Source organism: Paenarthrobacter sp. YIM B13468, from assembly GCF_042788025.1.
Taxonomy (GTDB): Bacteria; Actinomycetota; Actinomycetes; order Actinomycetales; family Micrococcaceae; genus Arthrobacter; species Arthrobacter aromaticivorans.
In genome coordinates this window covers 184901-191544 of sequence record NZ_JBHZPI010000008.1, presented here as the reverse complement: position 1 = coordinate 191544, position 6644 = coordinate 184901, and the positions used below count along the sequence as shown (strand labels likewise).

The following is a 6644-nucleotide window of genomic DNA, read 5'->3' as shown; positions in this document are numbered from 1 at the left end:
AGCTTAGCTATCCCGGAATTCGCCCGCCAGCGCTGGAAAGCAGGCCCAACCAATACACACGTTTTGTCCTATAACCCCACATTCGCCGTGGGCACTTGCCCTTCGCTCGCCGGCCGCCATAATTACTGCATAGCCGCAGAATGATGGGGTCGGGATGGCCCTGTTTGCCAGCCTGTCCTGGATAAGAGGGTGCTGCATGGGCAACGAAACATCGGGGGCCCGCTCCCCATGGGTCTTTCCTTTACTATGGCTCCTCACTACGGCCCTGAGCGTAGCGGTGTCCGGGGGCGTGTTCCATTTCCCCGGTGCCCTGCCGCCCAATAACGGTGACTCCTTCAACCCCAACCCCGCCGGAGCGCTGGTGAACGGCGTTGCCACCGGGCTCTTAGTTGGTGGTCTGCAGGCACTGCTGTTAAGGCGGTCCGGATTACGGGCCTGGCGGTGGATCATTGGGACCATTGGGGCCTTGCTGGTGGCGCACGCTTTTGGAGACATGCTTCCGGACGCTGTGGGGTGGCCGTTAATGGCGGGTCTGGGAGGGTTACTACTCGGCCTGGGGCAATGGTGGGCCGCCCGGTGGCCGGCCAAAGTTGGGGCCATATGGACTGCAGTGACCGGCGTCGCCTGGGCCTTCAGTATGTGGTTGTCATATCAGGCGGTCAATGCGCCGGAGGACTGGCGGACCGAGCACCTGATCGTGGCCGTGGCAGTCGGCATCACGGTGGGTGCCTGCACAGCAGCAATGTGGCGATGGCTTCCGCTGCGATCTGGGCAGGCAAGAGCGTCAGCCCGATCGCGGTCCCCACGCTTGTAGTAGATATGTTCCTATCCTAAGAATCTCATTCGAACACATATCCACATAGCTAATTACATCCCTGTAACTCACCTTCGAACGTCCGTAGCGTGATCGGTATCAACTACGAAACCGAGGGCCTCCCATGGACGAACAGACTGCAAACGACTCCTTCCCGCCAGCTCATTCAACGCAGGCTCACCACCTAGGCGAGCCGCGCGAGCACTCATTTTTGCCCGAATCACCACCTAGACGGGGGCTAAGCGGCCTGTGCAAGGCTGTTTTGCCACCTAGTCCCGTTTCCGAGATCTAACCTGCGAAGTGAGCCGCATGTCGGTCATCCACAGAAACAGAAGGTTGGATCGAGTGTTCGATTCTGAGGTGCAGCGCATCCTCGATTTCGTTGGCCGCGGCATAGGCGTGCGGATTATTGGAGCACCCGGAAGCGGCAGGACCACGGTGGTGCGGAACGTCGTGGCCAACTTGGAAAAGACCGGAATGGCTATCCACTTCATCAGCGGCCTTCGAACCCATCGCTCAATTCCGTACGCAGCCATCAAGAGTTTGGGTTTGGAGCTTCGGCCCGGCCGTAGCGGAGTCATGGATATGGCCGATGCGCTGGCTAGCCAGTTGTCTAAGCCTGGAAAGCACGTCCTGATAGTGGACGACATCCATCTGCTGGACAACGAATCACTGGCGGTCCTGGAATCCGTTCGGCGCAGGTCCGATTGCCCGCTGATCGTCACGGCTCCGGACAGCGGTCCGATCTCAAGAGGTCAACTGGCTGTCATGAACAGTGGCCGCGAAGCTTTGCTGCAACTGGACCCCCTCCATTTTGAGCAGGTACACACCTTGGTGACGCAGGTGCTGGGGTCTGCTGCAGATGCAGACACAACAGCCAGGATCCTGACCAAGTCCGGCGGCAACCCTCGGCTAGTCGTCCGCATTACGGAGACCGCGGCGTTAAGCGAGCTGCTGATTATGCGTGGTGGTCAGTGGCAGATGACAGGTGACACCCTCTGGAACGACCATCTGAGAGGCACCCTCGAAGCGTTGCTGGCGGACCTGGCTCCGGAAGAAGTCACCGCCCTGCACACCATGGCAATCCTCGGCACCGCCCGGGTGGACGTTCTGCAAAAAGTGGTACAGCCCGACGTATTGGAAGGCCTTGAACGGCGGGGATTCCTGTCAGTCATGGACGATCACCACAATGGACCAATCGCGGCGATAAGCCCGCCCGTAATTGCCGACTATTTCCGGGGCCAAAAGACGCTCAGAGACCGGCACCTCTTGCGGAACAAGATCGCCGGTGCGCTTGAGGGGGTGCCTCAAACTACGCAGGGCAATTCAACCACTGCCGACTGCCTGTCCCGGGTGTTGGCATCCTTGCGGCTCGAGAAGGGAAACGATGACGCCGTAACTGCCCGGCATTTTCACGATCACAGTGCCGCCCGCGAACGGACGCGCTATGAACGATGGCAAGCGAACAAGTCCGCGACCAATGCTGCAGCACTGCTTAGGGTTTACTGGGGAGCGCCGGTGAACGTTATGCGGGCAACCCGCGTCTGCCAGGAGACGTCCACGCTCAACGGCGACCCCAACGACGTTCTCTTTCTCGTAATCACCAGGGCTTTCCCTGCAATCTACTCAGGGCAGGGCGTGAGTACGGCCGTGGACATCCTCAAAGGATTCGCCGAGCACAACCCGGAACAAGCCTCTACTGCCGAGGCCGCTGTCCTCTTCATCAATGCCTCCCATGGTCGGGTCGCACCCATGCCCGAGCCCTCTGCCGAAGCCTCGCAGGCTGCATTGCCGGGGTTGGAAGGACTCGTCCAAAGCTTGCTCCAGCTGTATCGGTTTCGGCCGGACGCGGTCCTCAGCCTGACTGAGAAAGCTGAGGACGACGACACCTTCCCGCACCTGCGTCCGTTCCTTCACGGCCTCGCGCTCTTTGCAGCAGGCAGGATCGAGGACTCCTTGGTCTTCGCACTGGATTGGCGTGCCGAGGCCCGCCGCAACCTCGATCAATTCGGCGTTGTTGCCAGTAGCTACGTGGCAGCGCTCGGTCTGCTGTATCGGGGCTACTTCGAGGAAGCCGAGTACCTCATGAGCAGTGTGTTTGCCATGGGCCGTCCCGGCTTCGTCGTCGACATCCTTTATGACGCCATGCTGCGGCTCGCCGGCCTACGGCATGCGACGACGGCCATCTCACCGTCGCTGTCCATCGCCTCCCAAGCACGGAGTGAGGTGCCTGACGTTGGACCGTTGCCCGGTATCGGCAAGGGTGCACATGAGCTAGTTGCCGCAGAGACTACCCAGCCGTCGGTTTTTGATCGGCTGGCCGTGAAACTCATCAAACGCCAGATGAGAAGCGGCTACATCCTGGAAGCAACAATGACGGCGCTGCTCTGCACATGCCTATGTCCCGGCGCGCCGGTACTGGATCTCCTGCGCAAGATCCTGCGGGACAGCGGAGTGACGGCTCACGATCAAATGATGGCCGTTGCCACCGCTGTTGTGGAAGGCGATCACAAGCTGCTTGGTCTCCTCCTGAAACACTACGAGTTGGACGCCGACAACTATCAGATCGGCATGCTCCTTCGAGGTGCCCTCAAACGTCACGTTCTGGAAGGGAACACAGCAGCGGCGGAGGCCATGGCCGAAGCATCCTCGATGTTCGCAGCAAGGTTTCCGTCAACCAACGAGCAACTCTCCTTCAACACTTTCAGGACGACACCTCTGACCGAACGCGAAATTGAGGTTGCCGCGTTGGCGGGACATCGCTCGAATGTGGAGATTGCTGAACATCTCGGGATCAGCGCGAGAACAGTGGAAAACCACATCTCCAACGCCCTGCGAAAGACCGGCGCAACCTCGCGTAATGGCCTGTTCATCCTCGTGGGGAATTCAATGGCAGCACGCTGACTCACGTTAGGCTGAACGTATCTTCCAGTACGAGTCTCCGGTGACACCGGTAGAGCTCAGACCTTGATGCGTGAAGGGTTCTCGTGAGCAATTCCCCGGCCTTGGCCCGCCGCCTCGGCACGTTTGATGCTTCCCTCATTGGCTTAGGCTCCATGATTGGCGCCGGGGTCTTCGCGGCCTTCACACCAGCCGCAGCAGCTGCCGGATCCGGGCTGCTTATAGGTCTGGTGGTTGCCGCCTTCGTGGCCTTCTGCAATGCGACCTCCTCCGCGCAGCTCGCTGCCAGATACCCCACCTCCGGCGGAACCTACGTCTACGGACGTGAGCGGCTTGGGCCCTGGCCCGGATTCCTGGCCGGGTGGGGATTCGTGATCGGCAAGACGGCCAGTGCCGCAGCCATGGCCATGACCTTCGCGGCCTATGCAGCACCGGCAGGCTGGGAGCGCCCGGTGGCGATTGCCGCCGTCGTAATTTTGACTGCTGTGAACTATCACGGAGTGACTCGCACAGCGGGACTTACCCGAATTTTGGTGATCGCCGTCCTGACCGCTCTGGCCATAGCGGTGGCGGCCGTTTGGGGTGGTTCCGGACCTGACTTCAGCAACTTTGTGGGCGAGGGGCTGCTGGCGCACGGCTGGTACGGCATCTTGCAGTCGGCCGGGCTGTTGTTCTTTGCCTTCGCTGGCTACGCGAGGATTGCCACCATGGGGGAGGAAGTTCGGGAGCCTCGCCGCACTATACCTCGTGCCATCAGCATCGCCCTGGGAATCACCATCGTCATCTATGCGCTGATAGCCGTCACGCTGTTGGCTGCCTTGGGGCCGGACGGTGTTTCCGGGACCCCGACACCCCTGGCCGATGCCGTCACTGCTGGTGCAATGTCTTGGGCTGCTCCGATTGTTCGGGTCGGAGCCGCAGTTGCGTCTTTGGGGGCGCTCCTCGCGCTGATCGCAGGGCTGGGCAGGACGAGCCTGGCGATGGCCCGCGAGCACGACCTCCCGCACTGGCTCGCGGCCGTTCATCCGCGGTACAAGGTTCCCCACCGGGCGGAAACAACGCTGGCCGTGGTGATTTGCCTGATCATTGCCGGAGCTGACCTCAGGGGCGCCATCGGTTTCTCGTCGTTCGGTGTGCTGCTTTATTACTTAGTGGCAAACATCGCCGCCTTTACCCAGCCCGCAGAGGACCGCCGCTACCCGAAGGCCTTGCAAGTGGCTGGAGCCGTTGCCTGCGTGGCGTTGGTTGCTACGCTGCCGCCACTGTCTGTAGGGCTCGGTGTGCTGATGTTCGTGGTGGGTATCGTGTTCCGGGTGATCCGTTTGCGCCGGACTCCGTCCAGCCCTCGATAGGCGCTGGTCCAGAAGCCGGCTGGGCACGACTCCACCTGGGGGTTCTTAGGTGGAGCCGCGCCGTCGTGCCTTCTTCGCCTGGGACGAGTGGGGTTCCCGCCGGACACCGGGTTCCCGTCCCGAAGGCACAAGAGGAGACTATGGGAGGGAATAGTGGTCTAGGTGCTCGTTCGCGTGCTCTAGGTGTTCAAATAGGCGTAATTTCGCGGTTTTGGCGGTGCATCAATCCAAAAATGAGTGTTCGCCGGGACGGACTAGGTGGTGGGACTCGATTGCTCCCCGCTCCCCGGGCGCTGGCAGAATTGGTGCATGGAGTCACCCACCCAAGTCCCCGCCGTCGAACTGCGCATTTCCATCAGTGAGACGGACCCGCTGATTTGGCGGCAGCTCGTTCTCCCGGAAAGCGCCACGGTTGCCGAGCTTCACAGTGCGATTCAATGCGCATTTGATTGGAAGAACGCGCATCTTTACGCTGTGGCCGGCCATGACCGGTACGGCAAGAGACGGATCATCACCAGGAACGCCGAAGATGACGATCCGCCTGTGGGCGCGGAGGAGGCCGCCGGTGTTGAACTTCACGAGTTGCTCGATTCAAGCCAGCCTGGAAAGTCGTCCCTTGAATACGACTACGACTTTGGTGACAACTGGACTCACGAAATTGAAGTCGTGGGGCCAGCTGTGGTTCAGGAATCGACGATCACGTGCACAGGCGGCGCAATGCGTGGCCCAGTGGAGGACTCCGGGGGAGTGTATGGATACGCCAACGTTGTGCGGGTGGTCGGAGATCCAAAGCACCCAGAGCATGCGGCAGCTGTTGAGTGGCTTGAGCTGGTAACGCAGGAGAAGGCATCAAAGTTCGACGCCCGCGCTTTCGACCTTGATTCCGTTAACGGGCAGCTGAATCGTTTGGCGCAGCGGCTCTGGCCAGGCGAGGTAACCCCTGACGAGATGGAGTTTGTTCTGGGGCCAGCTCTTTGGTTCTTGAAAGAGGCGGAGCTTGATGGATTCCCTCTGACATCGGCTGGCTACCTGAAGCCGATCGTTGTCAAGCGGGCAATGACTGAACTGGGATGGCACGAGGTCTTGCACGGAAGCAGTTCCACGGAGTACAACGTTGCCCCAGTGCGCATCGTCCGCGAACACTTGCAGGAATGGAAACTCCTGCGAAAGGACAAGGGCAGGCTCGTCCTGACCCCAGCGGGTAGAAAACTGGTAAACAAGCCAGCAATGTTGTGGCACTACATTGCTGACCGTTTGGCATCACCTGACGGTGCGGGACTGGATGTCGTTACCCAACTCAAACTGCACTGGGAAGTATCCGGTAGTCGCCCACCATGGAACCTGAGTGCCCAAGTAGTCCAGTTGGCGCTCAACGAGCGCGGCCTCCGGTTGATGAACGGCGCCGATATACCCATCGAAGTAGCTCGCGAATTGGAGCAGGACGTCCACAGCGCATTCCTCTGCCTAAGGCTTTGGGGCTCAGAAAAATGGGGCCAGTATGAGCGTGAATTGTCCGACGCCGGCATCAAGTTCCTCCTCGACGTCCAGCGCCGCCTGGGCGAGGGCTAGCCAGACGC

Annotated in this window: 4 protein-coding genes; all 4 read left to right on the top strand. The window is 60.5% G+C overall.

Features of this window, described 5'->3' with window-relative positions; all coding sequences use genetic code 11:
• The first annotated feature begins 196 nt into the window (after positions 1 to 196).
• The 4 genes from ACFX4T_RS10190 (at position 197) to ACFX4T_RS10175 (ending at position 6636) form a co-directional block, all read left to right on the top strand.
• The gene (locus ACFX4T_RS10190; protein WP_377651691.1) at positions 197 to 814 is read left to right on the top strand and encodes a hypothetical protein; all 618 of its coding nucleotides are present in this window, start codon (positions 197 to 199) and stop codon (positions 812 to 814) included.
• Between the two features lie 345 nt (positions 815 to 1159).
• Positions 1160 to 3718 carry a LuxR C-terminal-related transcriptional regulator gene (locus ACFX4T_RS10185; protein WP_377651690.1) on the top strand — a complete coding sequence of 853 codons (2559 nt, stop codon included), beginning with the start codon at positions 1160 to 1162 and terminating at the stop codon, positions 3716 to 3718.
• A gap of 83 nt (positions 3719 to 3801) precedes the next feature.
• A complete protein-coding gene (locus ACFX4T_RS10180; RefSeq protein WP_377651689.1) occupies positions 3802 to 5067 on the top strand; it encodes an APC family permease in 1266 nt (421 codons plus the stop codon).
• A gap of 309 nt (positions 5068 to 5376) precedes the next feature.
• Positions 5377 to 6636, top strand: coding sequence for a plasmid pRiA4b ORF-3 family protein (locus ACFX4T_RS10175; RefSeq protein WP_377651688.1), 1260 nt, complete (start codon positions 5377 to 5379; stop codon positions 6634 to 6636).
• Positions 6637 to 6644: the final 8 nt, after the last annotated feature.